Origin of the sequence: Massilioclostridium coli, assembly GCF_900095865.1 — a bacterium.
GTDB lineage: Bacteria > Bacillota > Clostridia > Oscillospirales > Ruminococcaceae > Massilioclostridium > Massilioclostridium facile.
Genome location: NZ_FMIZ01000005.1, coordinates 134,000 through 152,756, shown reverse-complemented (window position 1 = coordinate 152,756; position 18,757 = coordinate 134,000). Strand labels below are relative to the sequence as shown.

Below are 18,757 nucleotides of genomic sequence, written 5' to 3'. Positions count from 1 at the left end.
CTGTCCATTCTTATCGATTCCAATAATAAAACAATAGGTACACTATTTTTTTCGGAACTCTGCCGGAGACATTCCTGTTTCCTCCCGAAAAATCCGATAAAAATAGCTTTTATTCGCATATCCTACCAAAGATACAATCTCATCAATGGACATCGTAGTATGTTCCAAATAATCCTTTGCCGCATTGATACGGAATTTTTGGATAATATCAGAAAATGTACTGCCTGTATATTTTTTTAATATTCTGGATAAAGAATTGGGGTGGTAGTTAAACTGCTTTGCGGTAGACTCTACTGTAACATCCTGATAATGCTCTCCAATATATTGGACAATTTGGGAAATATCGGGGCCATTTAATTCCCTAGCGCTTTCCCGTTCCTGATAGGAACGGTAGGCCCTTGTTAATTCTAAAAATAATAGTATTATCGTGAGTTCTGTTGCGGTTTGATAATTACTTTGTTTGGTAAAAGATTCTGCTATAATTTTTTGTAACATCTCCAAAGCGTCTGTATGTTGATACATCATAAGCGGAAACAGCATATAATTCTGCTCCTGATTCTTTTTATACAAGGAATTGGCAAAAAAATTAAAAATAAGTTCATTCCCATTTAGCACATAGAAAAAAGCATTTTCAAACAGGCTTTTTTCAATCAAAATATTTAATACAATTGTTTGTTCTTGCATTTTTCCAATTTGATGGATGGCATTGGCATTGAGCAGACAAATATCCCCTTGGTGCATCTCAATCAGTTTTCCATCTATCTTGTTGGTAATTTCTCCTTGGTATACATACACAATCTCAAAAAAATCATGTCGATGTGGGGCTAAAGCAATTGGTATATTGATATGGAAATTAACTGCAATATGTGCATGGCGAAACCAGTTTCCTTTTGTAAGGATATAGTATCCCTGTTTTTGGACTTCGTTATCCCATCCAGCTCTACTAGAATTCCCCGTATCATCGGAGGAGTTTAATTTATGATTAAAATTCCTTTGGACTAATTCAAAAAATTTTTTCTGTTCCATACCTATCCCCTCCCTTTTGTATATATTATACTAAATCATTTCCTATATTTCAACATTTTAATTAGTTGATGTTAGATTATGTTACGAATCCTGTAGCAACAGGTTATTGTTTATTGGATGGATTCCTTTTAAAATAAAAACTATCATCTATAAAATAATCTTACACTTTCAAGACAAGGAGAGATCATTTATGAAGTCGAAAAAAATGTTAGCTGCTGTCATTGCCGCAGCTATGGCTACTACTGTGGGGTTATCCTCCCTACCCGCATTTGCCCAAGATTCTTATACCTCAATCGGTGATTTAACGGTCAATTATCAGGTAAACCCTTTGGGAGTAGATTTCCAGGATGCAGTCCGATTCAGTTGGAATATGGATTCCAACCTAATTGGACAAGGGCAGCAATCCTATCAAATTAAATTGTATCAGGACAACACAACAGGAAATCCAATTTGGGATTCTGGTGTTGTATCCAGCAGCCAATCCAGTGGAATTGCCTATAACGGCAATCAACTAAAAAATGAAACCCATTACTGCTGGACTGTTACCGTAGTGGACAAACAAGGTAAATCCATCACTTCAGAGCCCGCCCATTTTGACACTGGATGTGATTTTGGCGATGCCAAATGGATTATGCCTACCAGCCAGGAAAACGGCGCTCCTATGCTACGCACCGAACAAAAATTAACTGGTAAAGAAGTAGCTTCCGCAAAACTTTATATTTCTTCCTTGGGAATTTACACCGCATATTTAAATGGACAGGAAGTAAAAGCGGAACAAAACGGAGAAACTGTAGACGATATCTTCAATCCAGGATGGACGGATTACAAATATTATACCAATTATCAAACCTATGATGTTACCAACTATATTTCTGGGGACAGCCTTGCAATGGGAGTTATGTTGGGCAAAGGCTGGTATGCTGGAAAAATTGGTAATGTTGGTGCTTATCAAGATGTGATTGGTGATTCTGGAGAAGGCGCAACCAACGAACTAGCATTGATTGCAAAACTAGCAATCACTTACACAGATGGCTCCACTCAGGTGATCAACACCAACCAAAACGATTGGAAATCCAGTGATCACAGTCCAGTTACCGAAAACGATTATTTTAACGGAGAAAGTTACGATGCAAATATCGCAAAAGAGGTAGATGGTTGGAACAATGTTGGATATGATACTTCCAACTGGTCCAATGTGATAGAAGGCAACTATGTCGGAGAATTACGTTCTAGCACAAAAGCGGTTGCAAGAGTAGCAGAAGAATATACCCAACATCCTTTGTCCGCCTTTACCTATAATGATAGTGAAACATTAACACCGGAACAAGCTGGAAACGATTTTGGCGCTGTTACCAAACACGATGTGGATATTTCCAAAGACATCACTTTAAAAGCTGGTGATAAATTAATTGTGGATATGGGTCAAAACATGGTAGGGGTTACAAGCCTATCCGTCAGTGGTCCACAAGGGGCAACGATGTCAATATGCCATGCGGAAATGCTCAATGATGGTAAAAAGAATCCTACTGTTGAAGCTGGTGGAAGCGATGGTCCAAAAGATACTCTATATATGAAGGCAATTACAAATGCTGTAGTTCCTTCTACAGTAACTGATATTTATACCTTCTCTAATGAGGAAACCCAAACTTTCCAACCTTCCTTTACCTACCATGGTTTCCGCTATGTAGAAATTACAGCTGACCAGGATATTACTATCCATAATCTTGAAGGAAAAGTAATTACCGCCGTTGGGGAACAAACCGGACATTTGGAAACCTCCAATGCGGATATTAATCAGCTTGTCAGCAACACACTTTGGAGCCAAAAGGGAAACTATCTCTCTATTCCAACCGACTGTCCACAACGTGGGGAACGCGCAGGTTGGACTGGGGATGCCCAATTGTTTGCACAAACCGGTGTTTACAACTATGATGTATTTTCCTTCCTAGAAAACTATAATGAAATCATGCAGGAACATGCTGCACAACATGATAATGCTTATAGTGCTATCATGCCTTCTAGTTTTGTAGCATTATTTGCGGGAAAAATCGCAAGTGGCTGGAGCGATGCGGGAATTATTATTCCATGGGTACTCTATCAGCAAACTGGTGATATTACCTTAATTCAAGAATACTATGACCAAATGGATGCTTATATGGATGTCATTGATGAACAAGGATATGCTACAGATAAGTTTGGTGATTGGTTATCCTTTAATGGAGCATCTATCCCATATATGAATGCTGTTTATCAGGTTTACACCACCCAACTGATGAGCAAAATGGCGGACGCCATTGGCAATACACAAGCAAAACAAAAATATGACGCTAAATATGATGCTTTAAAAATTGCTTTCCTAGAAAAATACGTGGATGAAAACAACAACGTTTTATCTTCTTCCGCAGATGGTGTTACTGTTTCTCAACACGGCTATCCTGTTGTGGATAATGCCCAAACAGCTTTATTGTGGGCTTTAAAATGTGGTTTATATGATTCTATTGAACAACGAGATACTATGATCGCTAATCTGATTACTAACATCAAAAATGAAGATGGTTCCATCCGAGAAGGCTACGATGAAAACACCTTAAATGTTGGTTTCCTGGGTGTTAATGTTATCCTCCCTGTTTTGACCGAAATCGGTGCCCAGGATGTTGCTTATGACCTTCTGTTACAAGACAGTATGCCTTCTTGGTTATACTCTGTGAAAAATGGTGCTACTACCATTTGGGAACGCTGGAACTCCTATTCTGTGGAAAACAGCTTTGGTGATTCTGGTATGAACTCCTTTAACCATTATTCTTATGGTGCTTGTCTGGAATGGATGTATGAATACATGTCCGGTATCAACGCAGATGAAGATAACCCTGGTTTCCAATCGATTATCTTACAACCTACTGTTGATGAGAGTGGTCGCATTACCTACGCAAACGGCAGCTATGACTCTGTTTACGGAAATATTGTTTCCAACTGGACAGCTAATGATGGAACTATGTCTTCCTATCATGCTGAAATCCCTGCTAACACTTCTGCTACTCTATATTTGCCAGTAACAGAAGAAATGGCAAAATCTATTAATGTAGAAGGAATCGCCTTTACTGGTATGGAAGAAAACAATGGTGAAACGGTAGCAGCCTTTACTGTACAAGCTGGTGGATATGACTTTACTATAGATGGTGATAAACTAAATGTTTCTGTGGCTGATGGATATGTAACAAATAATACAGAACCAACTCCATCTAACCCATCCGAGGAGCCTTCTGAAACACCATCTGAAACCCCTTCTACCCCTTCAGAAGAACCTAGCTCTAACCCTTCTGGCAACAGCTCACAAGACGCTCCACAAACAGGAGATGTTGCCCTTCCAATCGCTGGAGTAGCAGTACTTGCAATTGCCGGAGGTGCTGTTTATATCATGAAAAAAATCAAAAGATAAAGTGTTATTCTTCTTATCCTAACTAAACGAACTAAAAATTCCCATCTATGAATCTAAATTCATAGATGGGAATTTTTCAATTCTAAATGACCCTGTTTTTTAACATTTGTAAAAATTCTTTGTAACCAACACAATCGCAAGATACGGTACAAACCTTTTTAGTACGCACATAAAGTTTCACTCCAATTTTCGGTATTTCCTTAAAAGAAGTGAGATCGCTAAAACGAACCGTCCTTGATCTTCCGATCATAGGTGTTAAATGCAAAACATCACCTTCGATCACAACTTTATGCCTGCGGCACATCCATACACAAAATTCTGTTAACAAGACGCAAACAGCAAAAAAGATGATACAAACAAGATTACCTGTAAATATCGCTATAAGTTCTATAACAGCGAACGCCGCTGCACAAATATGGAAAACAATTGGATAATAACTCAATAGATATACCGTATTTGTAAATTTCTCTTCTTCTGTCATCTCCTTGAGCAACTCTGATACCCATACTGCAAACGAATTTTTCATCGCAATTATATCCTCCAGCAGTAACTTACTATATCATTGATTGTATCCGATCATGCTGTTAGTGTCAAACCTTTATGGCAGTAACGCCTTGACCTGGTAAAACAAAATAAAAACTGGTCATCTTAAAAAAGAAAACCAGTTTTTATTTTACCTTTCTACAGTTTATAATTCAATCTTCTTTATGGGAATAGAGGATGGTTCTTTTTTGGGAAGGGAAAGCCGTAATAGCCCTTGCCGATAATCCACTGTAATTTGATCCGTTTCCACATTGGAAACGTCAAAACTTCTTACAAATGCCCGGCTTTCATTTTTACTAGTATGGTAATCAGCCGTTTGCTCCTGTATTAATTTATGCTGCTTTGCTTCAATGACCATTTTATTCTGCTGAATTGTAATTGAAATATCCTCTTTTTCAAACCCTGGCAGTTCTATTTGTATTTCATAGGTTTTCTCAGTTTCCTGTATTTTTGTGTGGTAATGGGAAAGTCCAACTAAATCAAATAGATTTTGTTCTAAATATTGATAAAAACTTTGGCTTTCCTGTTCAAATGGAGTTAGTTCAAACATTGGTTGCCCCTCTTTTCGTTGGTTTTCATTTTATGGTATGAAATATTTTCCCATTGAGTGAAAAATCAACCACCATTTTCTATATTTTGAATTACACCATTCATAAATTCCTGTACCTATTTTGATATCCAAAAAGATGGAAATTATAATATATTACAAGTATCTAATATTTTCTATCTGGTTTCTATTTATAAAGATATTTTCAAATCTTTTTCATCTTTTATCCATTCTACTAAGAAATAAAAACACTTATGAATAGATAATTGATTCGAATTTGAAATAATAAATTTCCTCTCCAAAGGAAGTTTCTTACAGCCCTTTTCCTGTAATATAAACCTTTGTAATACAGTTGTGCTATACAATCCCGCTTTACCTTGGAAAACCTTATATTAAATATTTTTGTTGCGTATCTAATTTAAATCCAAAAATTAACATCACTTTAAATCAGAACAAAAAAACAGACATCTTATTGGATGCCTGTTTTTTCATAAAACGAAATTATTTTTTTACAAATTTATCTTTTCCCTGCTTACAAATTGGACAAACATAATCATCCGGTTCTTTTGTTAAATCCCCATGGTAAACATAACCGCAAACAGTACAGACATAAATTTCTTCTTCTGGCTGTTCTGCTGTTACTTCTTCCTTTACGTAAGTAGGCGCATTTTTAGGAGCTTTTCCTTTTACGACCTGATGGTAATAACGGTAAGACATTGGAGGGATATCATCGTTATAATTAAAGGTATCCACTACCCTGCCTAAAATAATCGTATGTGTTTCCACTTCATAACTGCCCACTACTTTGCAGAGGAATGCCCCGGAAATATGGTCCGTCAAAACAGGCATATCTTCTACCATACGATAAGCAACCTGTTCAAACTTATTGGTATCTCGCCCGGAGGAAAATCCCATATACGAAATGACAGTTGGGTCTGTTTGTTCTGATAAAATACTAACACTAAATTTTCCAGAATTGAGGATTACATCGTGGGTATAATTGTTTTTATTCATACTTAGCGCTACAATCGGGTTTTCGCTGGTAATTTGAGAAATTGTGTTGACGATACATCCCGCTGGTTTGCCATTGTCGTCTGCTCCAACAACATACATTCCATAAGAAAGTTGCATTAACGGTTTTAAATCCATAACAAGACCTCCCCCTTGTTCCAATATAGTTGATTGCTACAATATAGATATCAACTATCAAATTGATAATTATTCTTAATTTTATTATATCAAGCTAATTGGTATTGTCAAGAGATTCTATGGTAATTTCTTCTTTTTAGCAATATTGCTGATTATTTGTGCGGAACATTGGTGATTTTGAAATAGGTTTTTATTATATGAAAAGCTCCATTCCTGTTTATCAGATACAGGAATGGAGACAAAATCTAAGATAAATGGTCAATATAATCTTCTAGTTCACTTTTTATTACTGTAACACGTGGTCCATAAATCACCTGAACACCATCGCCTTTGTGAATGATCCCTGCTGCCCCACTCTGTTTTAATAAACTATCCTGTACTTTTCCGCTATCATTTACAGTAACACGTAAACGGGTAGCGCAACAATCCAAGTTTTTAATATTCTCCATACCACCAAGCCCTTCTAAAATAAGAGCGGATGTTTCAGAGCCGGATGACGTAGCTTGTTTACTATCTACATTCTTTTCCTGATTTTTTCTTGCGTCCACATCTTTACGGGTAAATAGTTTGGTTTCTTCCCCATCGTCTTCCCGTCCTGGAGTTTTTAAATTAAATTTCTTGATTAAGAACCGGAATAGGAAATAGTAAATGACAAAATAGGCAATACCAACAGGGATGACCAATAACCAATTGGTTTTTTCATTCCCCTGTAAAACGCCAAACAACAGGAAGTCAATTACACCACCAGAAAAAGTCATGCCAATGGTGACATTGAGGAGATGCATCAACATATAAGCCAACCCAGCAAATACACAATGGATTGCATATAAAGCTGGTGCAACAAACAGGAAGGTAAATTCCAACGGTTCGGTAATACCGGTTAAAAATGCTGTTAAAGCTGCGGATAACAACAAACCACCCACAATTTTTTTCTTGCTAGATTTTGCGCAGGAATACATCGCCAACGCCGCACCTGGTAGACCAAACATCATCAATGGGAATTTACCTGTCATAAAGCGGGTTGCTTCCACACTAAATTCTTGCGTAGTTGGGGAAGCCAATTGTGCGAAGAAAATATTTTGCGCACCCATAATGTTCACACCGTCGATCATCATGCTTCCGCCTAAGCCAGTCTGCCAGAATGGTAAATAGAACACATGGTGCAAACCAAATGGAATCAAAGCACGTTCCAACACACCATAAATAAAAGTTCCCGCATAGCCGGAGCTGAGTACTAATCCTCCTAATGCGTAAATCCCTTTTTGGATAAATGGCCACAGGAAGAACATCAAAGCACCTACTAAAACATAAACAACAGTGGAAATAATAGGGACAAAGCGGGTTCCTCCAAAGAAAGACAATACAGTTGGCAATTTTATTTTATAAAAACGGTTGTGTAATGCGGCAACACCAAGCCCAACAATAATACCACCAAAGACACCCATCTGTAAGGACATAATACCAGTAGCGGAGCCAATTGCGCCTTGCATAACATCAGGGGAAATACTTCCATCTGGTAGGATTTGCCCAGAAATTTTAAGCATTGCGTTTATGGTGGCGTTCATCGCAAAATAAGCGATTGCAGCGGATAATGTTGCAACTTCTTTTTCTTTTTCCGCCATTCCAAGGGCAACACCCATGGCAAATAAAATTGGCAAGTTATCAAATATAACCTGACCAGCGGAATTCATTACCTGTAAAATTGCATGCAATACGGTGCCATCGCCCAGGATATTTTCCAATCCATAAGCTTCGATCATGGTTGCATTCGTAAACGATGCGCCAATCCCCAACAGCAAGCCAGCTACAGGCAGCAGTGCAATTGGCAACATAAATGACCGTCCAATCCGCTGTAAGAGCGAAAAAACAGAGCGGTCTTTTTTCAGACTATGTTCAGCCATTATAATCCTTCTTTCTATTATTGTTTATCTACGCATGATGGTAAGTCATCACTACGGTTTCTCCAGCAATAGTATCCCCTTGCTCAAAGTGAAGATCTGTAATCTCATCCATATTGGTAATAATAATGGGCGTATGCAGCGGATAACCTTTTGACGCAACCAGTTCCAAATCCACCTGCGCCAAAGGGTCTCCAGCTTTTACATGGTCTCCTTCTTTGACCAAGGCCTGAAAACCCTCCCCTTTTAACTCTACGGTATTTACACCAATATGAACCAAAATATCCAGTCCATCATCAGAAGCAATCCCATAGGCATGAAGGGTATCAGTCACATTAGAGATTACGCCGTCTACTGGAGAAACTACCTTTCCATCTGTAGGTAGTACTGCAATGCCGTCTCCTAAAATTTTTTGTGCAAATACATCATCTGGTACTTGTTCCATGGGAACTAAACTCCCACTTTGTGTTGCTAGAATTTCCTTTGCTGTTTTTTTCTTACCAAAACCAAACATATTCATTTTCCTTTCATGATCATCCTGTCAATTTTTAATTACAAAGCACCGAAACGTGCCATAGTAAAATAAAATAGAACCATTTATAGCTTTTAATCAAAAATTTCTTTTTTATAGCAGATAAACTTTTGTTTTCACTAGCACTACTTATGATAAAACTAGGAATGAAAACATTACAGATAACACTAGTATGTCAATAGAGCAAAATAAAAATACACAAAAATTCAATTGTAACACTAATTACAAGGTAGTACATGTGTGAAAATAAGCGAAACATGGTATTTCACACTATTTTTTGTACTTCTACTGTCAAATATGCAATACAATCGTCATTTAAATGGATTCCAATTTTTGCTTCAATCAAAGTAGAAATTTCCTTTGCAATTTCATAGCTCTCTTTCATGGAAACAAAAACCTGACGTTTGCATGGCATCAAATACACTTCCCCATTGGAGCAGCGATGGAGCATATTATTTAATGAGAGAAGAAAAATCCTTAACTCCAATTCCCGTTCCTGACCGTATAATTCCAACTGTTCTTCTAAAATTGTGCTAATGGCATTAAAAAGATTAACACGTTCCATTGTCACACTCATCGTTCGACGTTTTCGAGCGGTATTAAAATGCAATGCCATCAAACCGACTTCGTTTTCCCCTAAATCTACTCCCAGCTCTTTTCTAATATGTTCTACTGCCAGTTTCGCAAAGGAATACTCCATTGAATATAGAACCGAAATTTCCGTACCATAAGGATTGTCCAGAGGAAGTCCAAAGTTAATACGGTCCAACGAAAAAGAAATATGATCCAACAAAGGTTGATAAAGCAAATCCGGTTCTACTCCCATACGTTGGTGGACCTGCTCTACAATTTGACGCACCACCTGTTCCAATTGATTGAAATCATAACTGGTATGGGAAATCATATTTGGCTTATTCCAAAATTTAAAGATTTCCTGGGAACCCATCTGATCAGAAATGGAATCCCCTGATTTTCGATGAAAACCAATGCCTTTTGACATCAGCATTACCTGCTCACTTGAACCAACTTCTTTGGCAAGTATGACATTATTGTTAATCGCCTTAACCACCTGGTATTCCATGGACTTCCTCCTTTTTTTGTTCTATAGATTTTGTTCAAAAAATTCTTTTATCTCTTTTTCAGCGGCAATTTCATCCCCACCGTTTACCTTTACTGTAATTTCATCCCCACATACTACACCAAGACTCATAAGTGCAAATAATTTGCGGGCATCCGCAGAACGTTCCCCTTTTTGGATTGTTACCATACAATCTTCCAAAACAGAAACTTTTTTTACCAACAATCCAGCTGGTCGTGCGTGAATACCATTTTCATCTTTGATTACATACTGAAACGCTCTCATAATAATAACCTCCTAATTCACATTGCATTATTTTTACTACTAACACAGCAAAAAAGGCATGAACATAAAACAAGCACAGGGGATAGCCGTGCATGTTTCAGTTCATGCCTGATCGAATCAGTAACACACTGAATTTTAATTATGCTTTTATTATGGGGCATACCATCTATAAAGTCAATAGCATTTTAATAATTTTGGAAGTTATTACAAATAGTAATCGCATTAATTGTTAAAATCTACGATTTGTTTTATTTTTTACAAATCAGCTCTCTTTCAAAAACTTTAAACCGATTTCCGGCTAACTCCAGTCCAATTCCTATAAAATTGAAAAAGCAACATATACTATTAGCAGATTCACCAATCTAAATTTAAATTTTGCAACAATTTAACAATGGACAAAAAAAGGCTTCTCTGCTATAATCTAGGTGAAAACCAAAATATTTTGGGCGTGTTATTATTTAGTTAAGCAATAACCCAAACAAAAAGGTAGGTGAACAGGCTGACCCTTTTTGTTTGGGTTTTTCTATTTTAGAACAGCCAACGGAAAGGAGTTTAATCAGACATGATTACCATCAAAGGAAAAGGCGTTGTAGAAGGAGTGGCATTTGGGAAATTGTCTTTTTTCCAAAAAACGCAACAGCAGGTAGAACGCCACAAGGTACAGGATACTTCCGCTGAACTAAAGCGATTTGAAGAAGCAAGAAAACAGGCAATGGAACAACTCCAAATTTTATATCAAAAAGCGTTATCAGAGGTAGGGGAAGAAAATGCCATGATTTTTGAAATCCATCAGATGATGCTGGAAGATTTGGATTATTGCGAATCCATTACCAATATGGTCTGTTCCCAGCAGGTAAACGCAGAGTATGCTGTCGCCAAAACAGCGGATAATTTTTCTGCCATGTTTTCCTCTATGGATGACCCTTATTTGCAGGCAAGGGCTGCTGATGTAAAGGACATCTCTGAAAAATTAATCCATATTTTAATGGGAAACACTGAGCAAAGTTACTCGTTTACAGAACCATGTATTATCGCGGCAGATGACCTAGCCCCCAGCGAAACTGTCCAGTTAGATAAGACAAAAGTGCTTGCGTTTGTCACTAGAAAGGGCTCTTCAAATTCCCATACCGCTATTTTAGCAAGAACAATGAATATCCCCGCAATTATTGGTGTAGGGGATCAACTAAAACCAGATTTTGAGGGAAAAGACATTATTGTAGATGGAGAAACAGGTAATGTTTATATCAATCCGGATACTGCTACTTTTGATACAATGCGCCTGAAAAAAATGGAGCTGGATCGGGAAAATTCTTTGTTGGCGGAATTAAAAGGTCAACCAAGCATTACCTTAGATGGACAAACTATCCATTTATATGCTAATATAGGAAGTGTCACCGATACCGTTGCCGCTTTAAACTACGATGCGGAAGGGATTGGCTTGTTCCGCAGTGAGTTCCTCTATTTAGAAAACCAGGATTATCCCACTGAGGAAGAACAGTTTCAAGCATATCGCACTGTAGCGGAAAACATGGCAGGGAAAAAAGTAATTATCCGTACCCTGGATATTGGGGCTGATAAAAACATTGATTATTTCCAACTGCCAAAAGAGGATAATCCCGCTATGGGCTATCGGGCAATCCGAATTTGTTTAACCAGGCCAGAACTGTTCCACACCCAATTACGCGCTTTATACCGCGCTTCCGCATTTGGAAAAATCGCAATAATGTTTCCAATGATAACTTCAGTAGAAGAAGTAAAACAGATAAAGGAAATTGCTGCACAAGTACGAAATGAATTGAAAGAGGCTGGTGTACCTTTTGACCCATCCGTTGAGCTTGGAATCATGATTGAAACTCCAGCAGCCGCAGTGATCAGTGACCAATTGGCAAAAGAAGTGGATTTCTTCAGTGTAGGAACCAATGATTTAACCCAATACACATTGGCGATTGACCGCCAAAATCCAAAACTGGACCGCTTTTACCAGCCACATCACCCAGCAATCCTACGCCTGATCCGTATGGCAGCGGATAATGCCCATAAAAATGGAATATGGATCGGTATTTGCGGTGAATTAGGGGCAGATTTGGACATGACAGAAACATTCTTAGCAATGGGCATTGACGAACTCTCTGTTTCCCCTTCTTCTGTGCTCAAACTACGCCAAAAAATAAGGCAAACAGATGTATCCAAAGTAATACCAAAAGGATAAAAGAATACGGAGGCTTACAATGAATATTTGGCATGATATTAATCCTAAACGGATTTCACCTTCCGATTTTATCGCGGTGATTGAAATCCCATCTGGCAGCAAGAAAAAATATGAACTGGATAAGGAAACCGGTTTGATTATTCTAGACCGTATCCTATATACCTCTACCCACTATCCTGCTAATTACGGTTTTATTCCCCGTACGTATGGGGATGATGGAGACCCATTGGATGTATTGGTACTTTGCACAGAACCAATTGAACCATTAACTCTGGTTCGCTGTTACCCGATTGGAGTAATCAGCATGATGGATGGTGGTAAAAGGGATGAAAAAATCATTGCCATCCCCTATAACGAACCCACTTACCGAGAATATACTGATATCAATCAGCTGCCAAAACATATCTTTAGTGAAATGTCCCATTTTTTCAGTGTATATAAAGCACTGGAACACAAAGAAACTGTTGTGGACGAAGTCCAAAACTGGCAGGTGGCAACTAAAATTATCTATGAGTGCATTCAACGTTATAATCAAAAATTTGGAGTCAAAAAAGAGGAACAATAGTAAGAACAAGCCTATCTATTAGGAGGATAGGCTCGTTTTTATGGTAAGAAACTAAAAATAGGGACATTTCTGTGGTTCTAAAAACCCAAAACAAATACACTGTTCCCCATGTAATTACCTTCTAAATTAGATATAAGCATAAAAACATAGTTTATATAGCGTTTTTTTATCAAGTAAATTACTGTATTATGAATAATATTTACTGTTTTCTGTTTTTTGTTAAGGATAGAGATGGGAACATCCTCTACATAAATCTTTTCGTTAGGGTTTTCATTTTTAAACGGCAAGTTAGATAAATATAATTTATTTTCTAGTAAACTGTAAACAAATCAAAAACCTATGGCAATCTCATGTAAAAACAGGTATAATGGTATTGATAAACATTCTAAAAGGTAAAGGAGAAATCATATGAAACTGAAAAACCATAAATATTTTTCCTTTGGTATTATGATTTTTCTTACATTTGCAGCCTGCGTGTTGTTTCAAAAATGTATTGATACATTTGAAATCGGCAATTTTCTGCAAATTATTATTGGAATATTAATGCCGTTCTTTGTTGGGTTTACGATTGCGTATTTACTCAACCCAATCGTAGATTTTTTTGAACAAAAGGTATTCCACCGACTTTTTGTAAAAAAAGATTTTAAACACAAAAAAACGCTGATTCGAGTATTGGCTCTTTCTATCTCAATGATTATTGCTATTGCGGCTTTCGCAGGACTGTTGACATTGTTGTTGCCACAATTGTTAATCAGTATTATTGGCCTATTCAACAATGCACCAAGTTATATCAGGGAAGCCAGCGACTATTTTACCAGCTTATTGCATGACAATCCTTCCATTGCCAATTTTATTGATGCACAATTGGAAGGAATTATGACCTATATACAGCAGCTATCCAATGCTATTCTGCCAAGTTTACAAAAATTATTAGGTAATTTAACTTCGGGTGTAATTGATTTTATCAGTGTATTAAAAAATATGTTGGTGGGAATTATCATTTCCATTTATGTTTTATACTCGAAAGAGCGTTTTATTGCACAGAGCAAAAAAGTAGTGGTAGCATTGTTTCCATCCTCTTTTGCCACTTCCTTTATCAATCTTATTAAAGAAACCAATACGGTATTTGGCGGATTTATCCGTGGGCAGATTATTGACGCAATTATTGTGGGAATTTTATGTACCATTGGAACCTCTTTTATCTACAAACCCTACGCCATTTTAATCGGCGCTATTGTGGGTACCACAAATGTCATTCCATTTTTCGGGCCATTTATTGGCGCAATTCCAAGTGCGTTTTTATTGCTACTGATAGACCCGAAAAAATGTTTGATTTTTATTATATTTATTATTGCCCTACAGCAATTTGACGGCAATATATTAGTTCCTAAAATTGTAGGAGACCGTACAGGGTTAAGCGCATTCTGGGTTGTTTTTGCTATCTTAGCGTTTGGCACTTTATTTGGTTTTGTTGGTATGTTTATTGGTGTGCCAGTATTTGCTGTTATCTATACCTTAGTCAGTCGTTTCATCAATAACCGGTTAAGCAAAAAAGGTTTCTCGATCAATACAGCGGATTACCTCTATATGAAGGGAGGGAAGCCACCAATAAAACCGGCGGAAAATTCTGAGGAATCAAACCCTACTAACAACGCAAAAGCGGACCAATAAATCAATTGTACATTTGGTGGTTAGGCAATGTGGTAGTAACTATGCGAAAAAACAAAAGAGCGGGATGCCTAACAGCGCAATCCCGCTCTTTTTGTTTTCTTCCAATTCTCTTTCCTATCTCTGACAGATAGACTTTTTGCATCTTGTTATTGCTCTACTTTTGAGGATAATGCTATAATATTACAGCATCTTGTAATATTATAGCACATTTACTTGTAATAGTAAAGCCATTTCAAACAATTGGATTCCAAATATCACTTGTTGTTTTTCGTATAAATTTAACAAATTTAACTAAAATGTGCATAATTTTTTAAATAGTTCCTTTCCTTTTATGCTACAATCTGTTATACTAAAATGGAAAAGGGAGACCCATTTTCACTACAAAAACAAACGAAAAAGGAGGGATTATTTTGAAGCAGGACAGACAAGAGTTTATTTTAAGAAAATTGCGCCAGCAAAACGAAATCAGAATCACAGAAATCCATGCAGCTCTTCCGGAAGTATCAGAAATGACCGTACGCAGAGATTTGGATGAAATGGCTGAACAAGGTTTACTGGTTCGTACCCATGGTGGGGCCCGGCGTGTGCCTGAAGTAGTACCACATAAATACGATTTTGAATCCCGTTCCCATCTTAATCTTTCTGCAAAAACTACTATTGCACAGTTGTCCCGGCATATGATCCCTGCAAACCAATCGGCCTATTTCGAGGCAGGCAGTACAATTATGGAGTTGGTAAAACAAATTGGAAAATATAAGCTACATGCGGTTACCAACGCCCCTAACATTGCACTTGAGCTCTGTAAACATCCAGAAATTCAAACAATTTCATTAGGGGGGCCAGTAAATCCCCGTACCCTTTCGGTTACAGGGCCAATGGCTCTGGAAAATTTAAAACAAATTAATCTTGATATTGCGTTTTTATCCGCTAGTGGTTTTTCTCCGGAAAGTGGTTTTACCAACGCTTATATTGAAGAATGTATTTTAAAACAAACCGTCATACAGATGGCACAGCATATTGTTGTTTTATTAGACCACTCCAAATTTGGACAAGTGTTGCCATTTACATTTGCGCAACCAAGACAGATTCATACAATTGTTACCGACCAAAAACCAGATGATAAAACAATTGCTTGTTTTGAAGAAAATCAAGTACAAATTGTATATCCAACCGTAGTATAAAACATCCAAAAGAGTGCTTATTGCTTTTACAGTAAGCACTCTTTTTAATCTATTTTAGATAATGAAAATGTAGAAACAGCTTAGGATCTCTGATGAATAATATTAAGAAATATTAGTAACTGATAACAACACCAATTATATATTTTATCAAATTGGATAGTAAAGCTTTCTTAAGAACTAAACTGGTAACAGTATCTTTCTTCACCAATTGTCTAATTTATCTTTTTATATATAATAGTTTTATTAGAACTCATATCTTTCATACTTATCCAGCTAAAGAAAAAATACTCTTAAAATCATACAACAAAATAAATAGGTTAGTTTTATACAAGTGATACTATTGTTTCTTTCAATCATAGTTTCTGAAAATTCAAATAAACTACTCCTGAATAAATTTAGATGGGCAAGATCTGCCACTCCACACTGGTTTATCACGTAATATTTACTTAAAATATAAATATAACTTATTTATGACAAAAATGGCAGGATTTCAATCAGTTTTTCTGCGGAAATTCCATCCAGTGAATAACCTTTTTCCACTAATTTTTCAGAAGCCAAACCATGTAGATAGACTGCGTTGGAAATTGCTTCTTGCGGATTTTGATACCGTGGCAGCAGTCCTGCTATCATTCCGCTCAATACATCGCCGGAACCACCTTTGGCAAGCCCTGCGTTTCCACTAGTATTGACATACTGATTCCCAGATGGTGTTGCGACAATTGTATATGGACCCTTCAATACCACGAAAATTCCATGTTGCATTGCTAATTTGCGGCTTACCGCAAAACGGTTTTTCTGGATCTCCTCGATTGGTACACCACAAAGTCGTGCCATTTCCCCCATATGCGGAGTAACTACAGTGACAGAAGAACGGTTGTCAACAATCCCCCATATTTCATTCAAATAAAATAAAGCATCCGCATCAATAATCGTAGGCTTATCTTGTACTAATATATTCTTTACCAATTGGCGAATTTGTTCTGTCCTGCCTAATCCCATTCCGATAGCAACCACCTGAATGGAATCCGGTATCTCTACCTGTACTAAATTTCCATCCTGTTCCCTACAAGGCAAAAAAGTAGCTTCGGTTGCTTTTTGTGCTGCTACTGGAAGAATATGGTTTGGGAATGCACAGCTGAGCAGCCCAATTCCAGAGGCAATACAAGCCTGTGCCGCCAAAATCGGTGCCCCTATCATATGGAAGCTTCCCCCAATGATAAGCCCTTTCCCATTACTTCCTTTATGGCTATTTGGACTGCGTTCTATCTTAGTAGATTGATACTCTTTTTCTCCCCAGGTATATTTATGGTATTCCAGGGAATCTGTCGTTTGTGGTGGGATTCCAATATCCACAACCTTCCATTCTCCATAATAACAAGCCGCAGGGTATAAAAAAGCGGATTGTTTTGGATACTGCACCATATAGGTGACATCCGCTCGTACTGCCTGGGATACTGTAGCCTGTTCCGCGTTTACCCCACTTGGAATATCCACTGAAACCACCTTTGCCTTGGATTGGTTAACCTCCTGTACAATTCTGTCATATGGAGGGCGCAGTTCCCCTGCCATGCCAATCCCCAAAAGGGCGTCTACAATGACGTCTGCCTGCTGAATCGCAGGATATAACTCTTCTCCATAATGGAATACAGGATACTGATGCCTGTGATAAAGCTCCAGATGTACCTTTGCAGCATCCCGCACCTTTTCCTCTGGAGGAATTAACCACAATTGAACTTGATACCCCAAGTTTAACAAACGGCGGGCAATCACAATTCCATCCCCACCATTGTTTCCTGTACCTGCCAATACCACTATTTGAGTTGAGATTCCCCAATTTTTTGCTATTTCGGACACAATTGCTTGGCCTGCATTTTCCATTAAAGTTTCCCCTGGAATACCAAGAGTCTCAATTGTCATTTGATCCGCCTGATACATTTGATTTTGATTCAATACTTCCACTAAAATATTCCCTCCCTAATGAACGATTGGCATTGCCATACTGTAATGGTAGATTCTCTATTGGACACATTCCTCTTACTCTTGTACATATTTGATTACTTTTGCTGGCACTCCAACTGCCACAGCGTTTTCCGGAATATCCTTTGTCACAACCGCACCTGCACCAATTACCGCATTATCTCCAATGGTTACGCCTGGTGCAATAGTAGCATTAGAGCCAATCCATACATTTTTTCCAATAATAATAGGAAATGGATAGGTTGTGTTTCGAGTTGCTTGGTCAAAACCATGGTTCAGTGTTGCCATGGTAACATTCATTCCAATTTGGGTACCATCTCCAATTACAATTCCTCCACGGTCTTGAAAGGAACAACCTGTATTCAAAAATACATTTTTACCAATTGTAATATTCTTTCCAAAGTCGGTATAAAAAGGCGGAAAGCACAGAAAACTTGAATCAATTTCTGTACCTGTTAGCTGGCAAAATAATTCTCGCACTTGTTCCGGTTCATGATAACTACCATTTAACTCAGCTGTAATTTTCATTGCCTCCTGGCTACATTGCGTTAATAATCCATGTAGTTCTTTGTCTTCCCCTGCAATTGGATTTCCTTCTTTACAAAAAGCAATAAATTCTTTCATTTCCATAGGTAGGACCCTCTCTTTCAGCATTCTTAT

The 18,757-nt window shown here is 37.6% G+C and carries 14 protein-coding genes and 1 pseudogene; 5 read left to right on the top strand and 10 right to left on the bottom strand.

The genetic code is table 11. The features are described from left to right. Positions 1–42: 42 nt before the first annotated feature. On the bottom strand, positions 43–1,026 hold the full coding sequence (locus BQ2683_RS01230) for an AraC family transcriptional regulator (RefSeq protein WP_069986909.1): 984 nt from the start codon (positions 1,024–1,026) through the stop codon (positions 43–45). Positions 1,027–1,216: 190 nt separating this feature from the next. Here BQ2683_RS01230 and BQ2683_RS01225 point away from each other — a divergent pair, with 190 nt between their 5' ends. Continuing rightward, on the top strand, positions 1,217–4,462 hold the full coding sequence (locus tag BQ2683_RS01225) for a family 78 glycoside hydrolase catalytic domain (RefSeq protein ID WP_069986908.1): 3,246 nt from the start codon (positions 1,217–1,219) through the stop codon (positions 4,460–4,462). Positions 4,463–4,544: 82 nt separating this feature from the next. Here the strand turns inward: BQ2683_RS01225 and BQ2683_RS01220 are convergent, their stop codons facing one another. The 7 genes and pseudogenes from BQ2683_RS01220 to BQ2683_RS01190 form a co-directional block, all read right to left on the bottom strand. Then, positions 4,545–4,994, bottom strand: coding sequence for a DUF6560 family protein (locus BQ2683_RS01220; RefSeq protein WP_338061259.1), 450 nt, complete (start codon positions 4,992–4,994; stop codon positions 4,545–4,547). A 156-nt stretch (positions 4,995–5,150) separates the two neighbouring features. Then, the gene (locus BQ2683_RS01215; RefSeq protein ID WP_069986906.1) at positions 5,151–5,555 is read right to left on the bottom strand and encodes an Hsp20/alpha crystallin family protein; all 405 of its coding nucleotides are present in this window, start codon (positions 5,553–5,555) and stop codon (positions 5,151–5,153) included. A 498-nt stretch (positions 5,556–6,053) separates the two neighbouring features. Beyond that, complete coding sequence (locus BQ2683_RS01210; protein WP_069986905.1) at positions 6,054–6,701, bottom strand: flavin reductase; 648 nt, start codon at positions 6,699–6,701, stop codon at positions 6,054–6,056. A gap of 257 nt (positions 6,702–6,958) precedes the next feature. Beyond that, a pseudogene (locus BQ2683_RS01205) lies at positions 6,959–8,602 on the bottom strand (PTS transporter subunit EIIC); the annotation flags it as partial. A 28-nt stretch (positions 8,603–8,630) separates the two neighbouring features. Next, entirely contained in the window at positions 8,631–9,113 is a 483-nt protein-coding gene (locus BQ2683_RS01200; RefSeq protein WP_141720165.1) for a PTS sugar transporter subunit IIA, read from the bottom strand. A gap of 283 nt (positions 9,114–9,396) precedes the next feature. Next, entirely contained in the window at positions 9,397–10,212 is an 816-nt protein-coding gene (locus tag BQ2683_RS01195; RefSeq protein ID WP_069986902.1) for a PRD domain-containing protein, read from the bottom strand. A gap of 21 nt (positions 10,213–10,233) precedes the next feature. Further along, on the bottom strand, positions 10,234–10,494 hold the full coding sequence (locus tag BQ2683_RS01190) for an HPr family phosphocarrier protein (RefSeq protein ID WP_069986901.1): 261 nt from the start codon (positions 10,492–10,494) through the stop codon (positions 10,234–10,236). Positions 10,495–11,056: 562 nt separating this feature from the next. Between BQ2683_RS01190 and ptsP the strand changes: the two genes are divergently transcribed. The 4 genes from ptsP (at position 11,057) to BQ2683_RS01170 (ending at position 16,120) form a co-directional block, all read left to right on the top strand. Continuing rightward, positions 11,057–12,703 (top strand): phosphoenolpyruvate--protein phosphotransferase, encoded by a 1,647-nt coding sequence (gene ptsP, locus BQ2683_RS01185; RefSeq protein ID WP_069986900.1) that lies wholly within the window; start codon positions 11,057–11,059, stop codon positions 12,701–12,703. Positions 12,704–12,722: 19 nt separating this feature from the next. After that, on the top strand, positions 12,723–13,268 hold the full coding sequence (locus tag BQ2683_RS01180; protein ID WP_069986899.1) for an inorganic diphosphatase: 546 nt from the start codon (positions 12,723–12,725) through the stop codon (positions 13,266–13,268). 408 nt (positions 13,269–13,676) lie between these two features. Continuing rightward, complete coding sequence (locus BQ2683_RS01175) at positions 13,677–14,939, top strand: AI-2E family transporter (RefSeq protein WP_069986898.1); 1,263 nt, start codon at positions 13,677–13,679, stop codon at positions 14,937–14,939. Positions 14,940–15,349: 410 nt separating this feature from the next. Continuing rightward, a complete protein-coding gene (locus BQ2683_RS01170; protein ID WP_069986897.1) occupies positions 15,350–16,120 on the top strand; it encodes a DeoR/GlpR family DNA-binding transcription regulator in 771 nt (256 codons plus the stop codon). Between the two features lie 468 nt (positions 16,121–16,588). Here BQ2683_RS01170 and BQ2683_RS01165 read toward each other — a convergent pair whose 3' ends face one another. Together BQ2683_RS01165 and BQ2683_RS01160 are read right to left on the bottom strand one after the other, a co-directional pair. After that, positions 16,589–18,079: a bifunctional ADP-dependent NAD(P)H-hydrate dehydratase/NAD(P)H-hydrate epimerase gene (locus tag BQ2683_RS01165; protein WP_069986896.1), complete on the bottom strand. Its 1,491-nt coding sequence runs from the start codon at positions 18,077–18,079 to the stop codon at positions 16,589–16,591. Positions 18,080–18,154: 75 nt separating this feature from the next. Further along, a complete protein-coding gene (locus BQ2683_RS01160; RefSeq protein ID WP_069986895.1) occupies positions 18,155–18,727 on the bottom strand; it encodes a sugar O-acetyltransferase in 573 nt (190 codons plus the stop codon). Positions 18,728–18,757: the final 30 nt, after the last annotated feature.

What these genes read in the sequence shown, in the direction of transcription:
- BQ2683_RS01200 (WP_141720165.1), bottom strand. Translation starts at nt 9,113, where the DNA reads ATGTTTGGTTTTGGTAAGAAAAAAACAGCAAAGGAAATTCTAGCAACA.
- BQ2683_RS01215 (WP_069986906.1), bottom strand. Translation starts at nt 5,555, where the DNA reads ATGTTTGAACTAACTCCATTTGAACAGGAAAGCCAAAGTTTTTATCAA.
- BQ2683_RS01210 (WP_069986905.1), bottom strand. Translation starts at nt 6,701, where the DNA reads ATGGATTTAAAACCGTTAATGCAACTTTCTTATGGAATGTATGTTGTT.
- BQ2683_RS01195 (WP_069986902.1), bottom strand. Translation starts at nt 10,212, where the DNA reads ATGGAATACCAGGTGGTTAAGGCGATTAACAATAATGTCATACTTGCC.
- BQ2683_RS01230 (WP_069986909.1), bottom strand. Translation starts at nt 1,026, where the DNA reads ATGGAACAGAAAAAATTTTTTGAATTAGTCCAAAGGAATTTTAATCAT.
- BQ2683_RS01160 (WP_069986895.1), bottom strand. Translation starts at nt 18,727, where the DNA reads ATGGAAATGAAAGAATTTATTGCTTTTTGTAAAGAAGGAAATCCAATT.
- BQ2683_RS01190 (WP_069986901.1), bottom strand. Translation starts at nt 10,494, where the DNA reads ATGAGAGCGTTTCAGTATGTAATCAAAGATGAAAATGGTATTCACGCA.
- BQ2683_RS01225 (WP_069986908.1), top strand. Translation starts at nt 1,217, where the DNA reads ATGAAGTCGAAAAAAATGTTAGCTGCTGTCATTGCCGCAGCTATGGCT.
- BQ2683_RS01175 (WP_069986898.1), top strand. Translation starts at nt 13,677, where the DNA reads ATGAAACTGAAAAACCATAAATATTTTTCCTTTGGTATTATGATTTTT.
- BQ2683_RS01180 (WP_069986899.1), top strand. Translation starts at nt 12,723, where the DNA reads ATGAATATTTGGCATGATATTAATCCTAAACGGATTTCACCTTCCGAT.
- ptsP (WP_069986900.1), top strand. Translation starts at nt 11,057, where the DNA reads ATGATTACCATCAAAGGAAAAGGCGTTGTAGAAGGAGTGGCATTTGGG.